The organism is Agrobacterium sp. FDAARGOS_525, assembly GCF_003938925.1.
In the GTDB taxonomy this organism is placed as follows: domain Bacteria; phylum Pseudomonadota; class Alphaproteobacteria; order Rhizobiales; family Rhizobiaceae; genus Agrobacterium; species Agrobacterium pusense.
Map to the genome: position 1 here is coordinate 1 of NZ_RKIU01000004.1, position 25558 is coordinate 25558.

Annotated in this window: 26 protein-coding genes and 2 pseudogenes; 21 read left to right on the plus strand and 7 right to left on the minus strand. The window is 57.6% G+C overall.

The window, feature by feature from the left end:
• Positions 1-115 precede the first annotated feature (115 nt).
• A pseudogene (gene istA, locus EGT36_RS16500) lies at positions 116-1614 on the plus strand (IS21 family transposase).
• A gap of 1 nt (position 1615) precedes the next feature.
• Positions 1616-2350 (plus strand): IS21-like element helper ATPase IstB, encoded by a 735-nt coding sequence (istB, locus tag EGT36_RS16505; protein ID WP_003501246.1) that lies wholly within the window; start codon positions 1616-1618, stop codon positions 2348-2350.
• Between the two features lie 125 nt (positions 2351-2475).
• Here istB and EGT36_RS16510 read toward each other — a convergent pair whose 3' ends face one another.
• Positions 2476-2691 carry a HipA N-terminal domain-containing protein gene (locus EGT36_RS16510; RefSeq protein ID WP_286084078.1) on the minus strand — a complete coding sequence of 72 codons (216 nt, stop codon included), beginning with the start codon at positions 2689-2691 and terminating at the stop codon, positions 2476-2478.
• Positions 2688-2960, minus strand: a complete 273-nt coding sequence (locus tag EGT36_RS16515; RefSeq protein ID WP_125270602.1) for a helix-turn-helix domain-containing protein — start codon at positions 2958-2960, stop codon at positions 2688-2690. The genes EGT36_RS16510 and EGT36_RS16515 overlap by 4 nt, the downstream gene beginning before the upstream one ends.
• Positions 2961-3377: 417 nt before the next feature.
• Here EGT36_RS16515 and EGT36_RS16520 point away from each other — a divergent pair, with 417 nt between their 5' ends.
• Positions 3378-3698 carry a hypothetical protein gene (locus tag EGT36_RS16520; RefSeq protein WP_125270603.1) on the plus strand — a complete coding sequence of 107 codons (321 nt, stop codon included), beginning with the start codon at positions 3378-3380 and terminating at the stop codon, positions 3696-3698.
• A 90-nt stretch (positions 3699-3788) separates the two neighbouring features.
• Here the strand turns inward: EGT36_RS16520 and EGT36_RS16525 are convergent, their stop codons facing one another.
• Positions 3789-4193 (minus strand): type II toxin-antitoxin system VapC family toxin, encoded by a 405-nt coding sequence (locus EGT36_RS16525; RefSeq protein ID WP_125270604.1) that lies wholly within the window; start codon positions 4191-4193, stop codon positions 3789-3791.
• On the minus strand, positions 4190-4423 hold the full coding sequence (locus EGT36_RS16530) for an AbrB/MazE/SpoVT family DNA-binding domain-containing protein (RefSeq protein WP_125270605.1): 234 nt from the start codon (positions 4421-4423) through the stop codon (positions 4190-4192). Before EGT36_RS16530 ends, EGT36_RS16525 begins: the two co-directional genes overlap by 4 nt.
• A 189-nt stretch (positions 4424-4612) precedes the next feature.
• On the opposite strand from EGT36_RS16530, the gene EGT36_RS31065 reads away from it, so the two are divergent.
• The 6 genes and pseudogenes from EGT36_RS31065 to EGT36_RS16555 all read left to right on the plus strand — a co-directional run.
• On the plus strand, positions 4613-4741 hold the full coding sequence (locus EGT36_RS31065) for a hypothetical protein (RefSeq protein WP_267900252.1): 129 nt from the start codon (positions 4613-4615) through the stop codon (positions 4739-4741).
• Between the two features lie 114 nt (positions 4742-4855).
• Positions 4856-5416, plus strand: coding sequence for a P-loop nucleotide/nucleoside kinase family protein (locus EGT36_RS16535; protein WP_125270606.1), 561 nt, complete (start codon positions 4856-4858; stop codon positions 5414-5416).
• Positions 5417-5439: 23 nt separating this feature from the next.
• Positions 5440-6048: a histidine phosphatase family protein gene (locus EGT36_RS16540; protein WP_169692181.1), complete on the plus strand. Its 609-nt coding sequence runs from the start codon at positions 5440-5442 to the stop codon at positions 6046-6048.
• Between the two features lie 109 nt (positions 6049-6157).
• Positions 6158-6541 carry an ester cyclase gene (locus EGT36_RS16545; protein WP_125270607.1) on the plus strand — a complete coding sequence of 128 codons (384 nt, stop codon included), beginning with the start codon at positions 6158-6160 and terminating at the stop codon, positions 6539-6541.
• A 208-nt stretch (positions 6542-6749) separates the two neighbouring features.
• The gene (locus EGT36_RS16550; RefSeq protein WP_022563966.1) at positions 6750-7409 is read left to right on the plus strand and encodes an outer membrane protein; all 660 of its coding nucleotides are present in this window, start codon (positions 6750-6752) and stop codon (positions 7407-7409) included.
• Between the two features lie 395 nt (positions 7410-7804).
• Positions 7805-7904, plus strand: a pseudogene (locus tag EGT36_RS16555) (alpha/beta fold hydrolase); the annotation flags it as partial.
• A gap of 134 nt (positions 7905-8038) precedes the next feature.
• Here the strand turns inward: EGT36_RS16555 and EGT36_RS16560 are convergent.
• Both EGT36_RS16560 and curA read right to left on the minus strand, forming a co-directional pair.
• The gene (locus tag EGT36_RS16560) at positions 8039-9001 is read right to left on the minus strand and encodes a D-2-hydroxyacid dehydrogenase family protein (RefSeq protein WP_125270608.1); all 963 of its coding nucleotides are present in this window, start codon (positions 8999-9001) and stop codon (positions 8039-8041) included.
• On the minus strand, positions 8998-10023 hold the full coding sequence (curA, locus tag EGT36_RS16565) for an NADPH-dependent curcumin/dihydrocurcumin reductase (protein ID WP_022563963.1): 1026 nt from the start codon (positions 10021-10023) through the stop codon (positions 8998-9000). Before curA ends, EGT36_RS16560 begins: the two co-directional genes overlap by 4 nt.
• A gap of 454 nt (positions 10024-10477) precedes the next feature.
• Between curA and EGT36_RS16570 the strand changes: the two genes are divergently transcribed.
• The 12 genes from EGT36_RS16570 (at position 10478) to EGT36_RS16625 (ending at position 24588) form a co-directional block, all read left to right on the plus strand.
• On the plus strand, positions 10478-12061 hold the full coding sequence (locus tag EGT36_RS16570; RefSeq protein WP_125270609.1) for an ABC transporter substrate-binding protein: 1584 nt from the start codon (positions 10478-10480) through the stop codon (positions 12059-12061).
• 75 nt (positions 12062-12136) lie between these two features.
• On the plus strand, positions 12137-13117 hold the full coding sequence (locus tag EGT36_RS16575) for an ABC transporter permease (protein ID WP_006700551.1): 981 nt from the start codon (positions 12137-12139) through the stop codon (positions 13115-13117).
• A complete protein-coding gene (locus EGT36_RS16580) occupies positions 13117-14034 on the plus strand; it encodes an ABC transporter permease (protein ID WP_125270610.1) in 918 nt (305 codons plus the stop codon). Before EGT36_RS16575 ends, EGT36_RS16580 begins: the two co-directional genes overlap by 1 nt.
• The gene (locus EGT36_RS16585) at positions 14034-15872 is read left to right on the plus strand and encodes a dipeptide ABC transporter ATP-binding protein (RefSeq protein ID WP_125270611.1); all 1839 of its coding nucleotides are present in this window, start codon (positions 14034-14036) and stop codon (positions 15870-15872) included. Before EGT36_RS16580 ends, EGT36_RS16585 begins: the two co-directional genes overlap by 1 nt.
• Before the next feature lie 58 nt (positions 15873-15930).
• Positions 15931-16692 carry a DeoR/GlpR family DNA-binding transcription regulator gene (locus tag EGT36_RS16590; RefSeq protein ID WP_006700553.1) on the plus strand — a complete coding sequence of 254 codons (762 nt, stop codon included), beginning with the start codon at positions 15931-15933 and terminating at the stop codon, positions 16690-16692.
• Positions 16685-17974 (plus strand): Zn-dependent hydrolase, encoded by a 1290-nt coding sequence (locus EGT36_RS16595; RefSeq protein ID WP_125270612.1) that lies wholly within the window; start codon positions 16685-16687, stop codon positions 17972-17974. The genes EGT36_RS16590 and EGT36_RS16595 overlap by 8 nt, the downstream gene beginning before the upstream one ends.
• The gene (locus EGT36_RS16600) at positions 17971-18936 is read left to right on the plus strand and encodes a phosphotransferase (protein ID WP_172965659.1); all 966 of its coding nucleotides are present in this window, start codon (positions 17971-17973) and stop codon (positions 18934-18936) included. Before EGT36_RS16595 ends, EGT36_RS16600 begins: the two co-directional genes overlap by 4 nt.
• A 47-nt stretch (positions 18937-18983) precedes the next feature.
• Positions 18984-19919 carry a choline/ethanolamine kinase family protein gene (locus EGT36_RS16605; RefSeq protein ID WP_125270613.1) on the plus strand — a complete coding sequence of 312 codons (936 nt, stop codon included), beginning with the start codon at positions 18984-18986 and terminating at the stop codon, positions 19917-19919.
• Positions 19919-20707, plus strand: coding sequence for a histidinol-phosphatase (gene hisN, locus EGT36_RS16610; RefSeq protein ID WP_125270614.1), 789 nt, complete (start codon positions 19919-19921; stop codon positions 20705-20707). The genes EGT36_RS16605 and hisN overlap by 1 nt, the downstream gene beginning before the upstream one ends.
• Before the next feature lie 8 nt (positions 20708-20715).
• The gene (locus EGT36_RS16615) at positions 20716-22107 is read left to right on the plus strand and encodes an ethanolamine ammonia-lyase subunit EutB (RefSeq protein ID WP_042936983.1); all 1392 of its coding nucleotides are present in this window, start codon (positions 20716-20718) and stop codon (positions 22105-22107) included.
• 10 nt (positions 22108-22117) lie between these two features.
• A complete protein-coding gene (gene eutC, locus EGT36_RS16620) occupies positions 22118-22942 on the plus strand; it encodes an ethanolamine ammonia-lyase subunit EutC (protein ID WP_125270615.1) in 825 nt (274 codons plus the stop codon).
• A gap of 62 nt (positions 22943-23004) precedes the next feature.
• Positions 23005-24588, plus strand: coding sequence for a Na+/H+ antiporter (locus tag EGT36_RS16625; RefSeq protein ID WP_125270616.1), 1584 nt, complete (start codon positions 23005-23007; stop codon positions 24586-24588).
• A gap of 112 nt (positions 24589-24700) precedes the next feature.
• Here the strand turns inward: EGT36_RS16625 and EGT36_RS16630 are convergent, their stop codons facing one another.
• The gene (locus tag EGT36_RS16630) at positions 24701-25513 is read right to left on the minus strand and encodes a nickel-binding protein (RefSeq protein ID WP_004444419.1); all 813 of its coding nucleotides are present in this window, start codon (positions 25511-25513) and stop codon (positions 24701-24703) included.
• Positions 25514-25558 lie beyond the last annotated feature (45 nt).

The window sequence follows — 25558 nt, forward strand, 5'->3', positions numbered from 1 at the left end:
TGTGTGATTAGGCATGGAATAAGGACCCCGCACATGGGTGATCGGCGTCCAAACGGGACCCCCATTTGCAATGGGGTTACAACAGCCTCCGTTTCATCGGAGGCTTTTTGTTCGGATGCTTATTGTGGAAACAATTCTGAAGATACGGCGGCTAGCCCATGTTCAGGGCAAGTCGATCAAGGCGATCTGCCGGGAGTTGGGCATATCGCGGAAAGTGGTGCGGAAGGTTTGCGCACCGATGAGACGGAGTTCAAATACGAACGACCCGTCAACCTCAGCCGAAGCTCGGCCCCTGGCGCGGTCAGCTCGATGGAATGCTCCTCGCCAATGAGGCCAAATCTTCTCGCGAACGGCTGACACTGATCCGGATATTCGAGGACTTGCGCGACTCGGCTACGAGGGCGGTTACGACACAGTCCGGCGTTACGCCCGAACATGGGCGAAGGAGCGCGGGTCCGTGACGGCGGCAAGCCTATGTGCCGCTCTATTACGCGCCGGGCGAGGCCTACCAGTTCGACTGGAGCCACGAGATTGTCGTGCTGAACGGCGTGACGACGACGGTGAAGGTTGCGCATATCCGGCTCTGCCACAGCCGGATGATGTATGTGAGAGCCTATCCGCGCGAGACGCAAGAGATGGTCTTCGACGCCCATGACAGGGCGTTCGCTTTCTTCGGCGGGGCCTGCACGCGCGGGCATCTATGATAATATGAAGACCGCGGTGGAGACGGTCTTCGTCGGCAAGGAACGGCAATACAATCGCCGCTTCCTACAGATGTGCAGCCATTACCTGATCGAACCGGTGGCCTGCACGCCGGCGTCGGGGTGGGAGAAAGGCCAGGTCGAGAACCAGGTCAATCTGGTGCGCGAACGCTTCTTCACGCCGCGACTGCGCTTCAAATCCTACGATGAACTGAATGGCTGGTTGCTGGACAAGTGCATCAGTTACGCCCGCGCTCATAAGCACGTCGATCAGACGGAGCGCACGATCTGGGAGGTGTTCGATGCGGAGCGGCCGCACCTGGTCGGCTATCCCGGCAAATTCGACGGCTTCCACGCTGTGCAGGCCTCGATCGGCAAGACCTGCCTCGTGCGTTTCGACAACAACAAATACTCGGTACTGTCTACGGCAGTCGGCCGCCCTGCCGAGATACATGCCTATGCAGATCGCATCGTCATCCGGCAGGATGGCGTGGAAATCGGCCAACACGATCGCTGCTTCGGCCGTGGCGAGACGATCTATAATCCCTGGCATTACGTGCCGGTCCTGACCCGCAAACCGGGAGCACTGCGCAACGGTGCGCCGTTCCACGACTGGGTTTTGCCCGCCGCCATGGAGAAGGTGCGCCGCCGGCTGAAGGCAATGCATGACGGCGACCGGCAGATGGTGTCGATCCTCGAATGCGTGGGCCTGGACGGGCTCCCCGCCGTCGAAGCGGCCTGCCAGGAGGCGATCGATCAGGGCGTGTTCTCGGCCGCCGTCATCATCAACATTCTGGCCCGCAAGCGTGATCCGCAGCCGGCCGCCATCCTTTCCATCCCCGATGCGCTTCGCCTGACCCATGAGCCTCTGGCCGACTGCGCCCGTTACGACAGCCTGAGGAGGGCAAGCTGATATGGAACGATCCCAAATCCTCGACATGATGGGCACGCTGAAGCTGTTCGGCATGCGTAGCGCCTATGACGAGATCATGGCCTCCGGCATCAAGCGACAGCACGAACCGCCGCGCATCGTCGGTGACCTGCTTCAGTCGGAGATCGCCGAGAAGCAAGCGCGCTCCATCAAATACCAGATCACCGTCGCCAAGCTGCCGCTGGCCAAGGACATCGACGACTTCGACTTCACCGACACGCCGGTCAACGAAGGCCTGGTGCGCCAACTCGCAACCGGGGCCTTCCTCGCCGAGCAGCACAATATCGTTCTGGTCGGCGGAACCGGCACGGGAAAGTCTCACCTGTCCATCGCCCTTGCTCGTGCTCTGATCCGCAATGGCGCACGCGGCCGCTTCTTCAACGTCGTCGACCTCGTCAATCGGCTCGAGACGGAGGCACGTAGCGGCAAACAGGGACGGCTGGCCGACTTCATCACCAGGCTCGACTTCGTCATCATGGACGAACTGGGCTATCTCCCATTTGCCCAGGCGGGCGGCCAGCTCCTCTTCCACCTCATCAGCAGGCTCTACGAGCGGACGTCCATCATCGTCACGACGAACCTGGCCTTCGGCGAGTGGCCGGCCGTATTCGGCGACGCCAAGATGACCGCCGCTCTGCTCGACAGGCTCACCCACCATTGCGAGATCGTGGAAACCGGGAACGAATCCTGGCGCTTTAAAAACCGCTCTCAAAGCTAAAGCCGAAAAGACAAACAACCCGCGCCCGCAGGCCCTTGCGCTAAATGGAGAGCCCCGGGCCTACGCGCGCTGACCCGATGCAACTAGAGGCAGGGGTCCCTTTTGGGAGCCGATAAGGGGTCCCGTTACGACGCCGATTGACAAAAATGTGTTTCCGGAAGCAGATTGGCAAGCCAGGGTAGCAGCTTGGCAGCACCTACGGCCCCGGAGCGCAGCGGCATGGTGAGCGACACCGGAAAGGCCGTGCGGCTTGCTTCCCAGCACGGATCATAGTCCAACGTCCATTCGCCATCAAAAGTCAGATGGGCGACAGGCAAGGTCTCGTAGTAGATGGTTGTCATCGATCAGCACCAAACATCGGCAAAAAGCCAAGGTCATCGTCCGGCGCGGCTGGCACAGTCTGGACCGTCTTGAGATCGCCGATCTCAATGCCGACGGTGCGCGCGACGATCAGGGCTTTTTCGAGCTGGCAACTCGGCTTGCCCGATTCAAGCTCGACGATGAAGCGTTCACCCGTTCCGGAACGGGCAGCAAGCCCGGTTTGCGTCCAGCCAAGAGATTTGCGTTTCTCCCTGATGGCAGCGCCGAAATCGCGTGCGGACCTGAACATCGTCAACCTCCATCTCTTGACTTACCGTACAGGAAGTTTTCAAAAAAACAACGCATTGCTTCCCGATCGGTAAGTTTTCACTTGATCGCACCAAATCATCCCGATCGGGAATTTATCTAGGATCTCAACCAGCAGGAGCAAATGTCTTTTCCTCGTACAAGGAGACTATTGTTTCATCTACATTGCCCGATAAATTACTACACCGGCACCTACAATATTATTAATTTTATACATTAGAAATATAAGATAAACCGATGATATTTATACACAGTGTATCACAATGTCGCGGAATAATATTGTTCACCGCGCGTTCCGCCCTGATGCACCGGCATCACAGTAAGCCCCAAAACCGCAGTCCAAAGGCCGCGCTGCCGGACTTCCATTGACGCCCGTCAGCCGATCCGGCAACCTCATACAATGACCGTGACCAACAGTTTCATTGCCGAACTCGTACGCGACGCCAACAAGCTCGACCATCTCGATGACTATCAGAAGCGGCGAATGCTCGAACGGGCCGTCACAACAATCCGCGACATGCGCGAAACAATCGGAATTCCACCCGGCCCCGGCCGTGACAGTCTCGTTGACCTCCACACCGTCGCACTCGCGATAGAACGCGGGTGGCGCAGCGATGAAGAGATCCGAAACGCCCTGCTGCAGGCAGCCGGCATGATCCGCGACCTGCATATCGTCCTCGACAGCAATACCGAAATCAGCCTTGTTAAACCTGCCGGTTGAAAGCGTTGCAGCTCGCCTGACCGGCGGCACCAGAGCCGAAACCGCCCCTGAAACCGGTGAGTAATCAAAAATGCAAAGACTCGCGCATTCCTACGCTTCAGGCGAGATCAGAGTGACAGTCTGAAAATACGATCGATAACGAGCCACATCTCGCGTCAACAAGGGAAGGTTTTGTATTGCCGCGTGAGCGCCTATAAAAAAGTCAGGCAAAACACCGTTACGGGTACCGCCACCGCGGCGATATCTGGTAAAGGCCTTTCCCGCCAGAAATAACGCCGCGCGAGGGAAAGGGCTGAACTTCAACCCCGCCTGATCAACAAAAGCATCAAGTTCTTCTATCCGCTCATATCGAACAGACAGTTCCGCGTAGACGACGTCATTGATGAACAGCGGACCCGAAACGCTCGCCAGTTCGAGCTGCTCAATCGACCAGTCGGCCCAAACCGGGTCGTCCGTCACAAGATCAAGCAGGACATTTGTATCGACAAGCGTCACTCGTCACCACGGGTCAGCGCCATGATGGCGTCGGTACCCAGACCTTCACCAGCATGTCCGCGCAGCTTGGCGAAACGCGTGAGTGGCTGTTTCTTGTCTGCCCTGACGAGAACTATCCTTCCATCGGGGGCCCGAACAAAATCGACCGAGCTTCCTGGCGAAATCCCTAAAAGCTCACGTATGGCTTTTGGAATGGTGACCTGCCCTTTGGCCGTTACCGTTGTTGCCATCTCAAACTCCCGTAATACCGGCGTAGAAGATGGTATTACTTCTGTGCCTCTGTTTCAACCAATCTCGCGATGAAATCAGTCACCAACGCCCAGCCACCAAATCATACCCGACAACATTCAGCCTATCGCCGTTAGGATTACATTAACCATGCCGGACCACTCTTAGGTTAGCAACGATGGAGGTTGGCTATGGCTTACGACTGGGACCGCAATGAACGCGACGGCCGGTTCGATGAACTGGCGGCAGGACTGATATTCTTCACAATAATCACCCTGCTTCTGGCGTCAGCTTATCTCGTGACAAGCCTTGCCAGCTAGGGCGGTTCATTGCCTGCGTGCCGGCCAATATAGAATACGCCAGATTGGCAACATCGATAGCACAATGATCACATCATCATCCGCTTTATGCCTGCCAAAGGTCAGTAATGGAACATGACGGACGATCTTGGCGGCCATATCCTGCTTCTCTCCGGCCATCCCGGCTCTGGCAAGTCGACAATCGCCGGAACGCTGGCTCACTTGCCCGGCGTGCCAAAGGTGCATTTCCATAGCGATGATCTGTGGGGATATATCAAGCATGGCCGCATCGATCCCTGGCTGCCGCAATCCCATCAGCAGAACCGGATGATCATGCAGATTGCCGCCGACGTTGCCGGTCGCTACGCGAAGGCGGGCTACTTCGTGATCCTCGATGGCGTCGTGCGACCGGACTGGCTTCCGGCCTTTACGGCACTTGCCCGGCCGCTGCATTACATCGTCCTGCGCACGACAGCGGCAGAGGCGGTAGAACGCTGTCTAGCCCGCGGTGGTGACAGCCTCAGCGATCCTGATGTCGTCGCCGATCTTCACTCGCAGTTCGCCGATCTTGGTGCCTTCGAGCACCATGTCCTGTCAATGTCAGGCATGGACAAGGGTCAGGCTTTGCAATCGGTCATCAATGCGCTGCAATCGGCACGTTTCCGTATCGATGCTTTGGATGAAAGCAATCGATAACGAATGTGCAGGATGAAACAAGCGTGGCTCTACCGACCATCTACCTCCTTCGTCACGGCGAAACCGTCTGGAACTCTCTTGGCCGGTTTCAAGGACAATTGGATTCACCTCTCACGCAGCGTGGCATCGAGCAGGCGGATCATGTAGCTCACTTGCTCCGCGAAACGCTCTGCAACGATGACCAGTTGTTCCAGATGCAGATCAGTCCGCTTGGGCGCGTGCGCCAGACCGCGGACCGCGTACAGGCCAAGGTGCCACTCCCGTATATAGAAGATGACCGACTGGTTGAGGTTACGACCGGCTCCTGGGACGGGATGACGCGATTTGAGATCGACAACGAGTTTCCCGGCCATCTTGACGGGACAAACGCGTTCGACTGGTATTTCAGGGCGCCAGACGGCGAAAGTTTCGATGACGCCTGCAAGCGCGCGACGTCATGGATCTGGGATATCCGGCATCCGACCATCGTCATTTCCCATGGTCTGTTCGGGCGGATCCTTCGCGGCGTGTTTCTCGGACTTTCAAAGCGGGAGATGCTCGAACTGCCCGTTCCGCAGGATGGATTTTACCGGCTAGACGATGGCAGGTGCGATCTCGTCACCGGTTCCCCGTCCATACCTGCACCTGTTTAATGACGGAGCACAGTTCGCTGTCCCAACGGACCGCGAGCAACGCGCAAACTGCTGACATCGACCCCGGCGCCGAAGCAGGCTCGACCCTTCGATCGATACGGAGAAACACATGCCGACACTTCAGGATATCTATCTTTCCTATCTCGACTGCCTCAACCGTCAGGCTTTCGATGAACTTGGAACCTTCGTCGCCGACAATGTCGAACACAACGGCCGACCATTCGGATTGTCGGGCTATCGCGACATGCTGGAAAACGACTTTGCCGACATTCCCGACCTGCGGTTCGAGGCAGAGATCCTTGTCATCGAGGCGACACGGGTTGCCGCCCGGCTTTCGTTCGATTGCATGCCCAACTCCACCTTCATGAGCCTTCCGGTCAATGGCAGGAGGGTTCAGTTCTGCGAGCATGTGTTCTACGAATTTGAGCACATGAAAATCCGCAGGGTCTGGTCGGTCATCGACAAGCCCGCAATCGAACGTCAGCTTGGCTGAGAGCCCTGGCCTTGCAAAGACATCGGCTGCCGGCAAAGGCCTGTAAAATTATCCTGACGAGCGCGAGCGCAAGCGACTTCCCACCGCGCCCGGGCAGCCTCGATTTTATGCAGACCGCTGCACGGATCGTAGGCGTTGCACAAAGGTTACATCATTTCTTAGGCAAAAGGCATATAAATGATCTCTCATGTAAGGGAGTTCAGAGACTATGAAGAAAATCGTATCGACTATCGCATTCGTGCTCGCGGCATCGACTGCAATGGCGGCCGATGCCGTATCAGAAGTACCTGCAGCCCCGGCAGCAGAGGTTGCGCCGCTGTTCAGCTGGACCGGATTTACCGCCGGTGTCCAGGCAGGTTACGGCTGGAACAACAATGACGCTTCGATCGTCGGCCTTCCCGGCGAAACGTCCGCAGACTTCGACGGCGCTCTCGCCGGCGGTTTCGTCGGCTTCAACTATGACCTTGGCAACAGCTGGGTCGTTGGCCTTGAGGCTGACTTCGAAAAGAACTGGGGCGATGATTCCGCCACCATTCTCGGCACAGGCTTCGACTACGGGTTTGACTGGCAGGGTTCGGTTCGCGGCCGGGTCGGATACGCATTTGACCGTGCACTGGTATACGGTACCGCAGGCTGGGCCTATGCTCGCGGCTATGCGGAAGTCCCGGGCATTGCCGACGTGAAGGAAACCTTCAATGGCTACACCGTCGGCGTTGGTCTCGACTATGCATTTACCGACATGGTGTTCGGACGCGTTGAGTACCGTTACACCGACTTCGGCGACAAGGATTTCAACTTCGGTGGCGCTGCAATCAACGCGGATGTCGACCAGCATGCAATCCGCGTCGGCCTCGGCGTAAAGTTCTGATCCACCTGGACAGCAACAACAAAAGCCCGGCCTTCGTGCCGGGCTTTTTCCTGTACCTTTTTAAAAGCGGCAGCAAGGAACCGGGGCCGGCAAGTGCGGGCAACCGGTTCGTCAACGTATCCGCAGCACAATTACTGAACACGCCGACCAGGACCGAATGCGGACGGACACGATCCTTCTTCCGCCAGCAGACGCTCAGCCGGTCTCATCCATGATCTCCCCTTTGAGCGAATCCTCAAGCAGTTGACGATCGGCACCACGCAGCGCCATCCGCGGCAATTGACGCCGCAGCAAGTCCCACAGCATCTGCGCATCCGTCCGCCGATTTTTGCAGTTGGTAGAGCATTCTCATGCCACGCAGCACCTCCAGCAGCACCTAAAGTTCACGTTCCTTCAAGGCCTTCTCGGAAACCGACCAGACCGAGGACCTGAAGAATCTCCGTTCCGACGCTTGTTCTGCACGGTGAAGACGACCAGATCGTTCCGATCGCCGACCTGCTGGCCCTCATCAAGGGCTGATACTTTTGTGACATCAGAATGCGGCCGATCATTCGGCCGCATTATTATTTGGGCGAGGCCAGATGGTGCCGCCAGGCGGTGCGACGGGAACCAAGGGTCAACTCGGAAGTTCACAAAACCCGCAGTGGCGTTCCGTTCAGCCATGCGACGAGATTGTCCACGGTATCTCGATAGAAAATCCGATATGAGTTTTCGGTAACAAACCCGATATGAGGCGTCGCGATCACATTGCCAAAAGTCCGAAGCGGATGATTACTGGGCAAAGGCTCATGATCAAACACGTCCACTGCAAGACCTGCGATCCTCTTGGTTTCCAGGGCAGCGATCAAAGCTCCTTCATCGACAAGCGGACCTCGTGACGTATTCACGAGCCAGGCTGTTGGCTTCATCAAAGCCAGCTGCTCCAGACCGATTACGCCCTTCGTTCGCTCCGACAGAACAAGATGCAACGTCACCCAGTCGGACTCGCGAAGAAGCGTCTCTTTTTCAACCCGTCGCACACCGGCAGATTCTGCCGCCTCATCGGTCAGATTCTGGCTCCAGGCGATCACGTCCATACCGAAAGCAAGCCCGACCTTTGCGATCTGGCGGCCGATCCTGCCCAGACCGATGACACCCAGCGTGCTGCCCGAAAGGTCGCGCCCGACCGTGGTTTGCCAGCCACCACTCCGAAACGAGGCAATTTCTGTGGAAATATGGCGTGCCGCCGCAAGGATGAGTGCCCAAGTCAGCTCCGGGGCGCCCGATCCGTTCGCACCCGTCGCCCAAACAACGATGCCAAGATCACGGGCCGCGGCAAGGTCGATTGAGGCGTTGCGCCCTCCAGTCGTTGCGATGAACCGCAGGTTCGGCAGGCGCTTGAGAACACGTCGCGGCAGCGGCGTCCGTTCGCGCATGACGCAGACAGCATCGAACGGCAAGAGACGATCAACCAGGCGTTCTTCGTCCGCGATGTGGTCATTGAAGATCGTGATTTCGGCACAGTCTTTCAATGGCGACCAGTCGGCGCTGGTGATCGCCACATTCTGGTAATCATCCAAAACCGCGATATTTCTTACGTCATGGCGGCTCATGAGACGACGCCACCGATTTTGACGATAAGCTTGCCGAAATTCTTGCCTTTCAGCATGCCGATGAAGGCGTCAGGAGCATTCTCCAATCCATCGACGACATCCTCGCGGTACCTGATCTCGCCGCTAGCGACCCTTGGGCCAATCTCCGCGAGAAAGTCATTGAAATGATCGGCCGCAAATTCAGTCTGGATGAAACCTCGAACGAGAAGGCTCTGTCTCAGGATCGCCGACATCGTTGCCGGAAGACGGTCTGTCTGCGACGAGTTTGCACCGTTATATTGAGAAACGAGGCCGCAGACGGGAACACGCCCGAACTGGTTTAGAAGAGGCAGTACCGCATCCCAGACGCGTCCTCCGACATTCTCGAAATAGACATCAATCCCGTTTGGAGAGGCCGCGTTCAGATCGCTGACAAAATTCTCCGAGCGATGATCAACCACGCTGTCGAAGCCAAGTTCATCCTTCACGAATGCACATTTGTCGGGCCCACCGGCTATACCGACTGCCCTCGCCCCGTAAAGCTTTGCAAGCTGTCCGACCATGGAACCAACGGGGCCAGAGGCTGCAGCGACAGCAACCGTCTCACCCTGCTTCGGTTTGCCAATGAACTTCAGACCACTCCATGCAGTAAATCCCGGCATGCCAAGGACGCCGATCGCGGTCGTGACCGGCGCGCCGTGCGTCTCGACCTTTCGTAGCAAGTCCCCATTGATGACCGCCCCCGTACACCAACCGGTCCGCCCGCGCACGATGTCGCCGGGCGCAAAACCGTTGTGCCGTGACTTCACCACCTCGCAGATCGTCTCGCCTTCCATGATACCGTCGATGGGTACAGGCGCCGCGTACGATTTGGCATCGCTCATACGCCCACGCATGTAAGGGTCGAGCGAAAGATAGAGAACGCGGACCGTGACATCGCCCTCGGCTGCTTCGCGCAGCTCGGCATCCTCAAGGCGGAAATTTTCATGCGATGGTTCTGCCAAGGGGCGGCTTGCCAGCACAATGCGTTTTATCGTCATCATAAGGTTCGTTCCTCGTTGAATAGGGCCGATTTTCTTGACGCTCTCGGGGTAAATATCCTACCGCTTCTCGAACTCGAGGGGCGGCGGCATCCTGTTCCTGATGTGTTTGCGTTTTTGGGTTGTAGATCATTTTGATGTACTCGAACACGTCCAGACCAAGGTAATCGCATGAGCGATCGCCCGAAAATTTGCGCCGCCGCTAGGCGACCACGTTGCTAAGACTGGTTTTCGACCCTGGATAATTAGAGTTGCGGCTCGGAAAACAGCAGTTCTTGCGCCCGCCTGTCGACTAATTCTTTCTCAATCGACCAATAAATGGTCAAATCCCACAAACACTCTGAATGAGAAGGCGCGGATTCCCCACAAAAGTCGACTTGGCACGCCTTTTGCTTGTGACTGATTTGACCGTTTTGACTGATTTGACGGTTTGCTCAAAATAGAAAAGGGGAACTCAATGGGTTCAGAATTCAGTCGCCGCCGCTTCCTTCAAGGCTCTGTTGGCGCCGCCGCTGTTGCGGGCTATATGCAGATTAATCCTGACTTCTTCATTTCGTCGGCTTATGCACAGGCCGGCAAGCCAATGACCTTCCTGTCAGCCGAGAACATCACCGGCAACTGGGACCCGACCGCTCACACCACACTGTCGCAGAAGAACATCGAAGGCTTCGTGATGGGTTTCCTGACCCGCACGCCAATGAAGCTCGACGACCCGGGTGCGGTCGTCTACGAGCTGGCAACCGACATCAAGCTGCTTGATCCCCACCGCCTGCAGATCAAACTGCGCGACGGCATCGTCTTTCATGACGGCAAGCCCTTCAAGGCGGAAGACGTCAAGGCAACCTTTGAATACGGCTCGCGGGCAGATCGTCCGGCACAGTGGTATCCCGGCCCCACCGAAACCCTAAGCATCGAAACACCTGATGATTTCACCGTCATCGTCGATACATCGAAGGGCGGATATCCGGCCCACCTCTTCATCTTCCTCGCATCTTTCCTGCCAATCATGTCGGCCAAGGATATTGCCGGCGGCCCTGGTGGTCCGCTGTCGCAGCGGCTCAACGGGACCGGCCCGTTCAAGTTTGTCGAGCAGCGCGGCAACGACACCGTGATGGAAGCCTATGATGGCTATTTCAAAGGCAAACCTGCCATTCCCGGTATCAATTTCACCTTCACCGGCGACTCTACCACCCGGATGCTGTCATTGATGAATGGTCAGGCTTCGATCGTCGAACGGCTTGAGCCCGAACAGGTGGATTCGATCAAGGACAATCCGGCAATATTCATCAACAAGGTCGTTTCGGTCGAAAACAAGTATCTGTGGTTCCGCTGCTCGAAAGCACCTTTTGACGATCCTCGTATCCGTCTGGCCGCCTGCCATTCGATTGATCGGGACATGATCATGGAGTTGATGGGTTCGGCGGGCCACGCCTCATCCAACTTCGTATCGCCGGTCAAGTTCGGCTATGTCGACCTGCCCGACTACCCGAAATTCGACCCGGAAAAGGCACAGGCCCTGCTGGCCGAAGCCGGTTTCCCGAACGGCAAAGGGCTGCCGCCGCTCGAATACATCACCTCTGTGGGCTTCTACCCGAAGACGAAGGAATATGGCGAGATGGTCACGGCCATGTTGCAGGAGCAGGGCTTCAACGTCAGCCTGACCGTACTTGAGCCCGCGGCCTGGAACGAGCAGCTTTATCACCGGCCAGGCGGGGGCCCAGGCCACATGGTGGATTGCGGCTGGTCGACGGCTTCGCCGGAACCCGATCTCGTGCTGCGCACTCATTTCCACTCCACCTCCCACCGCATCTGCGGCATCGAGGACAAGGATATCGATGCCAGCCTCGACAAGGAGCGTTCGGCACCGACTTTGGAGGAACGCAAGAAAATCCTTCAGGAGGAAACCATGCCGCTCATAGCCTCGAAAATGCCGGCGCTTTCCTTGTTCACGTCGGTGATGATCCACGCCATGCAGAAGGACTTTGAAGGCATGTACATCTATCCGGACGGATCGATCGATGCCGCCAAACCGGCTGCCTGACGACATTCATCTGCACGTCGCCTTTCCTTTGGAGGCGTGCAGACTTTCACGTAAGTTTTCGAGCGGAGTGGCTGAATGTTTGCCGTGAACTTCCTGATGCGGCGCCTTTTCCAGGGTGTCATCATCATATTCCTCGTCTCCCTGCTGATCTTCACCCTGTTGCGGGTGGTGCCGGGAGATCCGGTGCGCCTCATGGCGGGCGGCATGGCGCCCGAGGCGCTGATCGAGAAGATCGCGACCGACATGGGCCTGCGCGATCCCATCCCGGTGCAATTCGGCAGGTATATGAGCGGCGTCGTTCGCGGCGATCTCGGTCAGTCCTTCGTGCGCCCCGCAAACGGCGCTTCGACAGGCGGAGCCACATTCAACGACACGACGCGCGGTGAGCGCGCAAAAGTCTTCGACCTTATTTTCGACGCCCTGCCGATGACGCTCCAGCTTGCGGCTGTCACACTGGTGATCGCGCTGATCTTTTCTGCAATTGTCGGCATTGCCGGCGGACTGTCGATCGGCAGATGGCCCGACAAGCTGGCATTCTACATTTCCTCGGTCTTCATCTCGCTGCCGAATTTCTGGCTCGGCATCGTTCTGGCTCTGCTCTTTTCAGTCAAGCTCGGCTGGCTGCCTGCGATCGGCTATCAGGGCTTTGCCTATACGATCCTGCCCGCCATCGTACTGGCGGTTGAATTGTCGCCGGTTCTGATCCGCACGCTGGTCAGTTCCGTGTCGGGGCAGATGATGGAGCCTTATGTTTCGGTCGGCCGCGTGCGTGGCCTGAGCAAGGCTCGGATCATTTCGAACCACGCGCTGCGCAATGCCTCGGTTCCCTTGCTCAATCTGCTCGGCGTGCAGTTCTCCGGTCTGCTCGGTGGCGTCATTATCGTGGAATACATCTTCGATTATCCGGGACTTGGTCTTCTGACGATCAATGCTGTGCTGCAGCGTGACTTTCCGCTGATCCAGGGCATTGCGATCGTGACCAGCGCGATTTTCGTGCTGATCAACATCATCGTCGATCTTGTCGCAACAACCATCGATCCAAGGCTGGAATACTGATGTCCATCACATCCGCACTCGACACCCCGCTCGTATCGAAGGCCGCGAGCCGCTCTATTGCAAGGCGTATCTTTGACCGCGCCGCCTCCACGCCCGGTTTTCGCATCGGCCTTGCAATCTTCCTCCTGCTTGCAATCTCAGCCGCTCTTTATCCTGAGATCAGCGGTATCGACCCAACCAAGATGGATGTAAAGGCGCGCCTGCTTCCACCGCTTTTCATGGGGGACAACTGGAGCTGGCTCCATCCGCTTGGCACTGACCAGATCGGTCGCGACATGCTGGTTCGCTCGCTTGTCGGCCTGCGTTACTCTTTCCTGATCGGTATAGCCTCGGTTGCGGTGACGCTCATCATCGGATGCGCCCTAGGAACCATCGCCGGATATTTCGGCGGTCGCATTGACACGCTGATCATGCGTCTCACCGACGCGCAGCTTTCAATTCCCATGATCATTCTGGCAATCGCCGTCCTGGGCGTCTCACGCCCGACGATTCCCGCTATTGTTCTTGTCCTTGGTCTGTCGAGCTGGCCGGTCTACGCGCGCATCATGCGCAGTATCGTCATGACAGAGAGACAACGGGAATATGTGCGCGCCGCAAAGCTGGGTGGCTCGACCGATTTTCGCATCATCATTGGCTTGCTTCTGCCGCTGCTGCTCCCGCCCGTGATCTTCACCTCCGTGTTAGACGTGGCCCGAATGATGATTTTTGAATCGACCCTCGGTTTCCTAGGCCTAGGCGTCCAGCCGCCGACTCCCACCTTCGGCAATATCATCGCGGATGGACGGAAGTACCTTCTCAATGCGTGGTGGATCGCCACCATGCCAGGCGTGTTCCTAGGCCTGACGTTGACCAGCATCAATCTTATCGGCGCCTCTCTTGAGCGTGCCCGAAACACCGTTCACGGAGGGTCAGAGTGATGAGCCAGCCGCTTCTCCAACTCAGGAATGTCACAGTTGCTGCCGGACGTGGTGCCCAGCCGAAGATCATTCTCGATGATATATCTTTCAGCATCGCACCGCGCGAAATCGTTGGCGTCGTCGGCGCCAGCGGTGCTGGCAAGACGGTTCTCTCAAAAGCCGTCGTCAACTGGCTGGAAGCCCCACTCGCCTTGCAATCCGGCAGCGTGCTCTTCGAAGGCAAGGATATCTACGGCATCCCTGAGAGCGAGATGCGCGTCTTGCGCAGGCGTGTCGCCTATGTTGGCGCCAACCCGATGGGCGCCCTCGATCCAACTCTACCGGTCGGTTCTCAGATCGTGGAGAAACTGCGTGCCGTCGTGCCGGGCACGTCCCGGCAAGAAGCGGAAAAAAGAACAATCGAGTTACTTGAGGCGGTACGAATTCCATCTGCCCGCAGCCGTTTCAGCGACTACCCGTCGCAGTTTTCAGGTGGCATGATGCAACGTGCCCTGATCGTCGATGCTCTGGTTACCAATCCCGCGCTTCTCATCGCCGACAATGTGACTCAACCGCTCGATGTCACCGTTGCCGCTCAAGTCATTCGTCTGATGAAGGAACTGACTTCGGGCTTCGACACGGCCGTCTTGTTCGTCTCCTCTTCCCTGCCGGTGGCCCGGGAAGCCTGCGACCGTATGCTGGTGATGGAGGAAGGCCGCATCATCGAAGAGCAGGAGACCGAACGACTGATCGCGGCGCCTGCCCACGCCTACACGAAGGACCTTGTTCAGCAGACGCCGAAGATCTGGATCGAGAAAAGCGAGATCCCACGGCTGAACGACAAGCGCGACACCGTCCTGAGTTTGCGCGACGCGTCGCAGATCTACAAGGTCAGAAAGAAAACCGGCTTTGGCGGTTTCAATCACGTCCGTGCCGTCAGAAACGTGACCTTTGATGTCCGTCGTGGCGATAGTTTTGCGATCGTCGGCGAATCCGGGTGTGGTAAATCCACGCTGATGAGGCTCCTCAGCCGATTGGAGTTACCAAGCTCCGGTCAGGTCCTGTGCGGCGAAAATGACATAGCGACCCTGAGCGGCAAGGGCCTTCTTTCGTTCCGCAAGAAGCTTCAGATGGTTCTGCAGGATCCCTTCGGCTCGCTTCCGCCCCGCACTTCTGTCGGCAAGATGCTGGAGGGCCCGCTTCGCACTCACGGGTGGAAGGACAGCGCGAAGATTCGCGAACGCGTACTCAAGGTGATGGGAGAAGTCGGCCTGTCGACCGATCTCTATGAAGAGCTGCCGATAGGCCTGAGTGCCGGCCAGCGCCAACGGATCAATGTCGCCCGCGCACTTGTGCTGGAGCCGGAAATTCTCATCATGGACGAGACGCTGTCTGCACTCGACCAGACGGAGCAATTCAAGCTGCTCGATCTTTTCCAGAAACTGCAGAAAGAATACGACCTCACCTACATCTTCATCTCCCATGACCTCGCGATGGTCCGCAAGGTTTGTAACCGCGTCGCTGTGATGTATCTCGGCGAGGTCTTCGAACTGGCCGACAATGAGCGGTTGTTCTTCGATCCTGGCCACCCCTATACCATGGCGCTTTTAAGCGCGATGCCAACGCTTGAGGAACGCCGTTACCAGCCGGAAGATTGCCTTCTCGAGGGCGAGCCGCCAAGCCCGATCGACATTCCCACCGGTTGCAGCTTCAAGTCGCGCTGTCCGCATGCAATGGCGAAATGTGGCAACCTTCAGCCTGTTCTGACTGTACGAGGCAGCCAGGACTTCGCCGCCTGTCATCTGGTACCGTCACTCGCCGGCGGTGATACGCAAACACCTCAAATGGCTTCGGCCTGAACGTGGTCGCGCGCCCGGCAATGTGGTTCCGACCGTCGCTAGCATCCAGGGAATATTCATGAGTTTCACGGAACATCGCCTCAAGCTTATCCTCGACACGCTGAAACAGACCCAGCGCGTCAACGTGAAGGAACTCGCCGATCATCTGCATGTCAGTCAGGAATCGATCCGGCGTGACCTGAAGGAACTGGAGGCACGCGGTTATGCCCGCCGGGTTTATGGTGGTGCAGTTCTCGACCAGCAGGAAAGCGATCAACCCTTTACCGAGCGTCTGCGCGTCGCGTCTCGGGAAAAAGCACGGATCGGTGAGGCAGCAGCTGCCCTGGTCGAAGACGGGATGAAGGTGTTCATCGATACCGGTACTACGACCCTTGCCTGCCTGAAACATCTCGAAAGCCGCAAGGATATCACTGTCGTCAGCAATTCTCTGGCTGTCGCTGCCCATTTTTTCCACCTGCCGCAGGCGAGCGTCCGCGTTCTCGGCGGACGTATGCGGCCCGAATACCAGGCGACTTACGGACATGAAACCGTTGCCGCTCTGAAAGAGCATTTCTTTGATCTGGCCATAATTGCCATCAGCGCCATCCATTCCGATCGCGGCTTCATGGACTTCGGTGAGGACGAGGCCGTCTTGCGCCGCGTTGCCAAGGCGCAGGCCAAACGCTCAGTAGTCGTTGCCGACAGCTCGAAATTTGGCCGCCTTGGCTCCATTCACACCTTCGGCCTCAATGACATTGACGCGGTCGTAACCAGTGGCGTGATGGCCCGGGAATTCTCGGAACAATTCAATCAATCAAACGTGGAAATCATACATGCCTGACGTTCCTTCCTCTCCCGCCCCTATCAATCCCAATCGTCTTCAGACGCTGATGGAGGCCGTGTCTACCTTCGGCGGCGGTCCTGACGGATCGATGACACGCCTTACACTGTCCAGAGAAGACGGCATGGCGCGCGATTGGCTCGGCCGCTGGTTTGCCGATAACGGTTTCACGCAGTCCATCGATGCCATTGGCAACCAGTTCGGCAAGATGACGCTGGCTGGCGCCAATGCTCCGGTGATCATGGTCGGTTCGCACATCGACAGTCAGCCGAACGGTGGGCGCTTCGATGGCGCGCTTGGCGTCATCGCGGGCTGCGAAGCGGTTCTCGCCGTGACCGAGCGCCTCAAGGCTGAGGGCCGGCTTTCCGCCTGCAACTTTCAGATCGTCAACTGGACCAACGAAGAAGGCGCACGTTTCCAGCCAAGCCTTTTAGGCAGCAGTGTTTTTGCCGGGGCAACGGAACTCGAATGGGCGTTGGATAGAGCAGATGGCGACGGCATCACCGTGCGCCAGTCGCTGGAAGAAATTGGTTACGCTGGAAAAGACAAGGTCGAAATCCCCGACGCGCTGATCGAACTGCATATCGAGGGAGACACGACACTCAGCAATGCCGGCGAGCGGTTCGGTATCTTTACGCGCTTCTGGGGCGCTACGAAATATCGCCTCGCCTTCCTCGGCCGTCAGGCCCACACGGGCGCCACTCCGATGGCAGACCGGAAGGATGCGTTGCTGGCCGCTGCCTATCTGATCGCCGACCTTAAACAAATCTCGACCGAGCATGGTCTCGACTTGCATACTTCGGTCGGGCGACTTGAAGTCTTTCCCAATTCACCAAATGTAGTGCCCGCCGAAGCCGTACTGTTCATTGAATTGCGATCCGGCTCGCCGGACGTTCTGGCGGATGCCGAGCGCAAGATGAAAATCAAGATCGATGAGGCTGCATTAAGGGCAGGAGTAACCTCTGAAGTACGCTCTATTGACCGTCGCAAGGCTGGGAAATTCGCGCCTGGACTAATTGCTCTTGCTGAAAGTGCAGCAGCAAATCTCGGGTTGAGCGCTCGCCACCTCGATACGATCGGCGGCCATGACTCGGTTGCGATGTCAGCGGTTTGCCCGGCGGTGGTACTTGCGGTGCACAGTCGTGATGGCGTCATCCATCATCCAACTGAATATACCTCCCCTGAAGACCAGGCCGCTGGCACGCAGATCCTTGCCGACATGCTCTACCGGATCGCCTGCGAAGGCCTGCAGGCCGCAGAACTCGTCGAGGCTGCCGAATGAAAATAGTGGGATCGCCGCAAAACCCGCTGGAAAACCGCGCGGAGAACGCACTTCTTGCGTTTTCTGCCGTGGTCGGAAACCGACCGGCCTATACTCCCTCAACGACTGCCGTCGCATCACCGTCTTACCACGCCGTCGAGTCCAACGGCTACGCAGTGGCAAGCGATGAAGGGGAAGCGCAATATTTCCTTCGCCTTGGTGCTGATGAAGTCGCTGATCTGGTCGATGGCGAGGCGGCGTTTGCTGCCGCGACCCGTTTTCATGAACTCGGCTTCTCACCTGAACCCATTGCTTACGACAAGAAGACACGTGCAACCCTTTTTTCACTCCTCGCAAACGGCTGGCGGACGGCCAGGATCGACGATCTTATGCAGCCGGCAAGGGCCGCCCGACTGATAGAAATGCAGACAACAATCGCAACCGGTGCCCCCATCGGTCAAAGGTGGTCGGTCTTTGACGGGATAGAAGAACTTTGGTCGATCGTTTCCGCTGGCGATGGCGGTGTGCCCGGTGATGCCGAGTGGATGCTGTCATGGATGAGGCCAATCCGCGAGGCGGTGACGGCAGCAGGTATCGATGTGAAACCGGCCCACGGTGATCCGCAGACGTCGAATGTCATGCTTGGCCCCGATGGTTCTTTGAAGCTCGTCGATTTCGACATGGCAGCCGACATCGACCCCTATTATCAGCTCGGCGTGCTGATGAATGAACTTTACCAGTTCGAGAGCCAGATGAAGCCGCTGCTGGAAATGCACGATGGCGCGTTCACCGAAAAGGCCTTCAGTCGCTGCCGGGTCTATGCTGCGGCGGACGACCTCTATTGGGCCTTACGAAGCCTCGTGCTGGAGCTTCGGTCACCACCAAAGGGTGTCGAATTCCTGAAACATGCCGGCTGGCGTTTCCTACGCTGCCGAATGCTGCTGGGCCATCCAGACTTCGAAGCCAGACTGCGGACACTCTAGGTCTACACTTAACACAACGGGCTAAAAACGATAACGGGAACAAGCCTATGAACGAACTGGGAATGGCACGATCAGATGCCGAAAGGGCGCTGGAAGCCGCAATCGTCCAGGTTAAACCGTGGCAAGGCAGGCGATTGCGCTACCGTCCGGTTTCGGGAGGCATCAGCAACACCAATTTTCGCATAGAGGTCGAAGGTGACGACCTAGGATATTTTCTGAAAATCCCTGGCCGCGGCACGGAGATGTTCATCGACCGCAGGGCTGCGGCTGCGGCGAGCAAGCAGGCCGAGGCGATCGGCGTCGGGCCGAAGACGTTCGATTATCTCGATCACCTCGATATCGAAATCGCTGAATTTATCGACGGCCGCCGCGCCTCGACCCATAAGGATTTCGCCGACATAGCGATCAGAAACGAGGCGGTGCGTGTGTACCGGCAGTTTCACGATGCCCCTGCGCTGCCGCTGACAAAAACCGTGTTCGACATGATTGACGAGCATTTTGATCAGGTAAGAGCACTTAGCAGCCATTGGCCGCTCGACCGCGACTGGCTGTTCCGCTCCTACAAGCAGGCACGCGCAGCGCTTGAGGCTTCCGGGCTTGATCTCGTTCCATGCTTCAACGATCCCATGCCGGGAAATTTCCTGATTGGCGACGACAAGTCTATCAAGCTTATCGATTTCGAATATGCCTCGAACAACGAACGCCTCTACGATCTGGCGATCTGGAGCGGCGAAATGTTCTATTCGGAGGACATCGACTGCGAAATCATCGAGGAATATTTCGGCTTCTACAACAAGGCGTCTCATGCCCGCTTTATCGTGCACAAGGCGCTGGCCGACATCAAGTGGAGCACATGGGCGATGGTGCAGAACCGGATTTCGACGCTTGATTTCGACTTTTACAAATACGGGATATGGAAACACATGCGCGCCCGCTCGATCATCCATGATCCTCGCTGGCCCCTTTTCCTGAAAGCGCTCTGATGACCACCGACAATATCCATTTGCAAGAGGCAGCGCCTTACCTCGCCTTTGCCGAAGCGCTTGCCGACGCCGCACGTCCGCTGGCGCTTTCCTATTTCAGGACGCCACTGGACGTCATCTCGAAAAACGACGACAGCCCGGTCACGATAGCCGACCGTGCAATCGAGAAACATCTGCGCGAGATGATCGAGGCGCGTTTTCCAGACCATGGGATTTATGGTGAGGAGTTTGGCGTCAAGAAAGGTGACGCCTTCACTTGGGTGCTGGACCCGATCGACGGCACAAAGAGCTTTATCACCGGCTTTCCATTATTTGGCACGCTGATTTCGCTAGCCTATCAGAGCAAACCATACTGTGGCGTAGTCGATATTCCCGCAACCGGCGAGCGGTGGCTGGGACAGCCGGGAGGAACAACATTTGCCGGAAAACCGGCACGAACCAGCAGCAACGCAAATCTCTCTGACGCTCGGTTCTACACGACCTCACCCGATATGTTCACAGGCGCCGACATCGCGTGCTTCGAACGTCTGTCCAAGGCAACCAGGCTGCGACGGTTCGGGGGTGATTGCTATATTTACGGCCTCCTCGCATCTGGCCATTGCGAGATCGCGCTCGAAACCGGCCTGCAACCCTATGACTACATGGCGCTCGTGCCAATCGTGACCGGCGCTGGCGGTTCAATTACCGACTGGCAGGGCAACGCGCTGTCATTTCATTCGGATGGCCGCGTTTTGGCGTCGGCCAACCCAAAACTCCATGATCACGCCCTCACACTTCTCAACCGGTAATCCACCCTATGCCCCACACGATGACGATCGAGAAAACTGTATTTCGTTTTGATGACCTGAGGGACCTCATGGCGAAGGCAACGCCGGAGCGCTCCGGCGACCAACTCGCGGGAATCGCCGCCGAAGGTCCGGTCGAGAGGCTCGCCGCGCAGATGGCGCTCGCCGATCTGCCGCTCAAGGCATTTCTGAGCGAAGAACTGATTTCGTCCGACGAAGACGAGGTCTCACGGCTGATCGCTGAACGGCATGATGCCGCAGCGTTTGCGCCGGTCTCCTCGCTTACCGTAGGCGAATTTCGCGAATGGCTGCTACGTCCCGAGACGACGCAGCGAAAGCTGGAGGCGGTGACGTGGGGCCTCACCCCGGAAATGGTTGCCGCGGTATCGAAAATCATGCGGCTTCAGGACATGATCGCTGTCTCGGCCAAACGCAATGTCGTTACACGTTTCCGAAACACCTTGGGGCTCGCCGGCCGGCTTTCAACTCGAAATCAGCCAAATCATCCAACAGATGACAGCCGCGGCATCATCGCCTCAGCGATCGATGGTCTCCTCATGGGATCTGGAGATGCCGTTATCGGCGTCAATCCCGCAACCGATGCAACGGATGATTACATTCGCATCGTCTCACTGCTCGACGAATTGCGGGAGAAGCTGGTTATCCCTACGCAGACCTGCTGCCTTGGACATGTCACGACAGCCATGCAGGCGATGGAAAGATCCGCACCTGTCGACCTTGTCTTCCAGTCCGTTGCCGGCTCGGAGAAAGCCAATCGCGGTTTTGGCATTGACCTCGCCTTGCTCAAGGAAGCACATGAAGCGGCCCGATCGCTCAAGCGCAGCCCACCGGGCGCCAACGTCATGTATTTTGAAACAGGTCAGGGAGCGGCGCTTTCCGCCGACGCCCATTTCGGCGTCGACCAGCAGACGATGGAAACACGCGCCTATGCGGTTGCCCGCGAATTCGACCCGCTGCTTGTAAACACGGTTGTCGGTTTCATCGGACCCGAATATCTCTTCAACGGCAAGCAGATTATCAGAGCCGGTATCGAGGATCATTTCTGCGGAAAGCTCCTTGGCCTGCCGATGGGTGTGGACGTTTGTTACACAAATCACGCTGACGCTGATCAGGAGGATATGGACACGCTCCTCACCCTGCTTTGCGCGGCGAATGTCAACTTCGTCATCACAGTTCCCGGCGCAGACGACATCATGCTCAACTACCAGTCTCTTTCCCATCACGACGCCGTCTATTGCCGTGAGACCCTGAAGCGACCGCCAGCGCCGGAATTCGAGAAATGGCTGTTTGATATAGGGCTGACCGATCGCCACGGTGCCATGGCTGGCGAGCCTGTAGCGCTGTCCAATTATGTCCGAAACAGCAACCTGATTGGAGCCTGAGGTGGTGAGAATGCTCAAACCGGAAACCAGGAACACAGCTCTCAGCCTCAAGGACTTGACCGATGCCCGTGTTTCGCTTGGCCGCCATGGAGCAGGCCTTCCGACACGCGCACAGCTCGCCTTTCTTCTCGACCACGCTCGGGCTCGTGAGGCCGTTTGGACAAGCGTCGATCAGCGCTCGCTGACGGATAGGCTCAATCGCCTCGGCCTTTCGGTTGTCAATGTTGACAGCGCGGCACGTGACCGCAGCATCTATGTGCGCCGGCCTGATCTCGGGCGGCAGCTTTCAGCAGAATCTACGGCCCGCCTCAAACAAAAAAGGACGGCCGAAGGCTGTGATGTCGCAATCATCGTCGCGGACGGCCTTTCGTCCAGCGCGGTTGACATCAATGCGGTGCCTCTGATTGAGGCGCTTGTTCCGAGGCTGGCAGCACTTGAGCTTTCGTCCCCGCCAATTGTCCTTGCTAATCAAGCTCGGGTCGCCATTGGTGATCCGGTCGGTAAGGCGTTGGGTGCCAAGTTGACGATCGTGCTTGTAGGCGAACGTCCGGGACTATCCGCTGCCGACAGCCTCGGAGCCTATATCACTTATGGCCCGGCGCCGGGAAACCCGGATTCCAACCGCAACTGCGTCTCCAATATCCGGGACGGCGGCCTGCCGCCCCCCGAAGCTGCCGGAATTATTACCGCCCTTACGAGGGATATGATGAGTACCCGGGTCAGCGGCGTAGGCCTCAAGGCTGCCATCGCAGCACTTCCTGAAAGCGAGAACGGCGCGGCGCTGCCTAAAGAACCGATGATAATTGCCGGAACTCAGTCAAACCAGCAAAAATGACTGCGTTGCTTTTTCGCAAATCTCGTCATTTGATGTGGGTCCGACGCGGATTGGGGGCGCATATGGACGGCACGCATCTGTTCGAACTCGTGATCGCGATGTTTCTCGCCATCATCGTGCTGCACTACATCGCACATCGCATGGGCCTGCCGCCATCCGTAGCGCTACTGGTGGGCGGGGGAACGCTGGCGTTCCTTCCCGGCTTGCCCACGATCGCTGTCAATCCGGAACTGGTTCTCGTTATATTTCTACCGCCACTGCTTCTCGACGGAGCGTGGTCGATCGCCGTCGATCGCTTAAAACGACACGTCTTTGGAATTGCATCTCTCGCGATCGGTGCAGTGCTGTTCACGACAATCGTCATCGCGGTCGTTGTCCACCTCCTGATGCCGTCTCTGCCATGGGCGGCCTGCGCGGCCCTTGGCGCAATCGTCTCACCTCCGGACGCCGTGTCAGCCCGTGCCGTGCTGGAAAGGGTCAAGATTCCGAGGCGTCTGCAAATCCTTCTTGAAGGTGAGAGCCTTCTCAACGACGCCAGCGGGCTCGTGCTCTTTCGTTTTGCTGTAGCGGCTGCGGCCGGAAGTACATTCAGCACCACCGACGCAATCGGCACCTTCATTTTTCTGGCCCTTGGAGGCGCCGCAACCGGCGTGGTCGTTGGCTTCGCATGGGTAAAGCTCGTCCGGCACCTTGGCGACGAGTACCTCATCATTGCCGCCACCGCAATCTTGTCATGGATCGCCTATCTTTTGGCGGAACAGATCCATGCATCCGGTGTAATCGCCACCGTAACGGCCGGGCTGATAGCGTCATGGCATCAGCACACCGTCTTTTCTGCGGCGACACGAATGCGCGGCACCTCATTCTGGAACGTCCTTGTTTTCCTGATGGAGGCTATGGTTTTCATCCTGATAGGACTATCGCTGCGGGACGTCGTTGAACGTGGCGGCGGCTTTGGCTCACTGGTTGGTTCGATGGCACTCCCCGCGGCCGCAATCCTCGTTACGCTCGTCATCGCGCGGTTCGTGTGGATATTCACGTCGGATCTGGTCATCAGGTTTTTTCAGGGGCTCAAGGTCGCTCGCTCGACGCCCCTCGGAGCAGGAGGGGTGACGGCGCTCGGGTGGGCAGGCATGCGCGGCGTCGTGACGCTGGCACTTGCGCTCAGCCTGCCGGAGGATTTTCCCGGACGTGACTTCATTCTGGTCATGGCATTCGCGGTTATCGTGGGAACCGTTCTCATACAGGGAACGACGCTTGGGTGGATTATCGCCTGGGCGGGGCTCGGCAATATCGAACCGGAGCGCGCACCGATGACGATGAGTGAGGCTGAAGCAGCCATGGCGCAGGTCCAGCTCGCAGCCGTTCAGGGGCTTGCCTACGACGAAAGTGGGGAACTCATCCATCCCCAACTCCTGAAGAGATACGAACACCGGCTGGCGGCAAGTGTCAGATACGCCGAAAGTACCGAGAAATATTCGCCACTTCTTCATGTCCACTTCGATGTCGTTCTTCAGGCTGTCGCCGCCGGCAGAAAGGAACTTATTCGTCTGCGACGCGAAGGGAAGATCGATGATGAAACTCTAAGGGAGCTTGAGCATGATCTCGATCTTGAAGAGCTCGGCGCAATTTCTGCGAAGGCGTGACTGGCTGGATGCTTTCCAACTTAAGGAAACTAGCACCTATAAGCAGCAGGAAGCCAAGAAAAGCATCGCAACGGTAGTGCCGCGTCAGGATCAGCCCTGAAGAGCACCATAATCAATGCAACCACTCGCAACGATAGGCTAGGACCGGCTTGGCGAAGCCTTTAAGCCTGTATCGATGGCCATATACGGGGACATCGGCGCTGCCATATTCCTGCAGGGTCTTGTCCGATATCAGGATCTGATCGCTATGGGCGGCAGCACAAAGCCTTGCAGCCAGTTGAACGGTCGTGCCGAAGAAATCATTGCTGTCTTCAATCGGCTCACCACAATCCAGCCCGATGCGGATGTGAATGGGTTCGCCCCTGTCGCTGTTGTAGCGATGGAAGGCGCGCTGAATATCGATTGCACAGTCGACTGCAAATGGCGTGGAGGAGAACACTGCCATTATGCCGTCCCCGGTGTGCTTTACCTCCCGTCCTGACCGTCTTACCAGACAGCCACGCACGAGCGCATCATGCGCGCGGACGAGTTCAGCTGCCATACGATCGCCCAGGCGAGCGGTCATTTCGGTTGAACCGACGATGTCAGTGAAAAGTATCGCACGGTGGCCAGCATCCATGTGTTTGGGGGCAGGCTCGAGCGGCGTCGGGTCCTGTATTCGCCCGAGAAACGCCTCCACAGCCGACAGAGCGACTTCCACAACTTCGCTGGCGACGAAACCGTGCGCTTCGCGGTGCACGCATTGCGCGGTTTCAGCATCCGGCGCATCCATGAGGCAGAAGGCGGTACCGCGCCTTTCATCGAACCAGTAGGTTAAAAACCTGACGCCATACCGGTCCTGAATGTCGATATCCTTAAGATGCGCGGCGGCAATATCGGCCGCAGAAACTCCGGCGAGCTCATGCCGGTCCATGAAGATAGGCATTGTTTCCTCCCGAGAGTATGTCGTTGCCTCATCTGGCGGCCAGAT

Bases quoted from the DNA above. Each gene is read 5' to 3' on its own strand.
- EGT36_RS16520 (WP_125270603.1), top strand. From the start codon at position 3,378: ATGACCGTGACCAACAGTTTCATTGCCGAACTCGTACGCGACGCCAAC.
- EGT36_RS16545 (WP_125270607.1), top strand. From the start codon at position 6,158: ATGCCGACACTTCAGGATATCTATCTTTCCTATCTCGACTGCCTCAAC.
- istB (WP_003501246.1), top strand. From the start codon at position 1,616: ATGGAACGATCCCAAATCCTCGACATGATGGGCACGCTGAAGCTGTTC.
- EGT36_RS16595 (WP_125270612.1), top strand. From the start codon at position 16,685: ATGCCTGACGTTCCTTCCTCTCCCGCCCCTATCAATCCCAATCGTCTT.
- EGT36_RS16515 (WP_125270602.1), bottom strand. From the start codon at position 2,960: ATGTTCAGGTCCGCACGCGATTTCGGCGCTGCCATCAGGGAGAAACGC.
- EGT36_RS16530 (WP_125270605.1), bottom strand. From the start codon at position 4,423: ATGGCAACAACGGTAACGGCCAAAGGGCAGGTCACCATTCCAAAAGCC.
- eutC (WP_125270615.1), top strand. From the start codon at position 22,118: ATGCTCAAACCGGAAACCAGGAACACAGCTCTCAGCCTCAAGGACTTG.
- EGT36_RS16580 (WP_125270610.1), top strand. From the start codon at position 13,117: ATGTCCATCACATCCGCACTCGACACCCCGCTCGTATCGAAGGCCGCG.
- EGT36_RS16585 (WP_125270611.1), top strand. From the start codon at position 14,034: ATGAGCCAGCCGCTTCTCCAACTCAGGAATGTCACAGTTGCTGCCGGA.
- EGT36_RS16625 (WP_125270616.1), top strand. From the start codon at position 23,005: ATGGACGGCACGCATCTGTTCGAACTCGTGATCGCGATGTTTCTCGCC.
- EGT36_RS16600 (WP_172965659.1), top strand. From the start codon at position 17,971: ATGAAAATAGTGGGATCGCCGCAAAACCCGCTGGAAAACCGCGCGGAG.
- EGT36_RS16575 (WP_006700551.1), top strand. From the start codon at position 12,137: ATGTTTGCCGTGAACTTCCTGATGCGGCGCCTTTTCCAGGGTGTCATC.
- EGT36_RS16560 (WP_125270608.1), bottom strand. From the start codon at position 9,001: ATGAGCCGCCATGACGTAAGAAATATCGCGGTTTTGGATGATTACCAG.
- EGT36_RS16615 (WP_042936983.1), top strand. From the start codon at position 20,716: ATGCCCCACACGATGACGATCGAGAAAACTGTATTTCGTTTTGATGAC.
- EGT36_RS16605 (WP_125270613.1), top strand. From the start codon at position 18,984: ATGAACGAACTGGGAATGGCACGATCAGATGCCGAAAGGGCGCTGGAA.
- EGT36_RS16510 (WP_286084078.1), bottom strand. From the start codon at position 2,691: ATGACAACCATCTACTACGAGACCTTGCCTGTCGCCCATCTGACTTTT.
- EGT36_RS16630 (WP_004444419.1), bottom strand. From the start codon at position 25,513: ATGCCTATCTTCATGGACCGGCATGAGCTCGCCGGAGTTTCTGCGGCC.
- EGT36_RS16590 (WP_006700553.1), top strand. From the start codon at position 15,931: ATGAGTTTCACGGAACATCGCCTCAAGCTTATCCTCGACACGCTGAAA.
- EGT36_RS16550 (WP_022563966.1), top strand. From the start codon at position 6,750: ATGAAGAAAATCGTATCGACTATCGCATTCGTGCTCGCGGCATCGACT.
- EGT36_RS16535 (WP_125270606.1), top strand. From the start codon at position 4,856: ATGACGGACGATCTTGGCGGCCATATCCTGCTTCTCTCCGGCCATCCC.
- hisN (WP_125270614.1), top strand. From the start codon at position 19,919: ATGACCACCGACAATATCCATTTGCAAGAGGCAGCGCCTTACCTCGCC.
- curA (WP_022563963.1), bottom strand. From the start codon at position 10,023: ATGATGACGATAAAACGCATTGTGCTGGCAAGCCGCCCCTTGGCAGAA.
- EGT36_RS31065 (WP_267900252.1), top strand. From the start codon at position 4,613: ATGGCTTACGACTGGGACCGCAATGAACGCGACGGCCGGTTCGATGAA.
- EGT36_RS16570 (WP_125270609.1), top strand. From the start codon at position 10,478: ATGGGTTCAGAATTCAGTCGCCGCCGCTTCCTTCAAGGCTCTGTTGGC.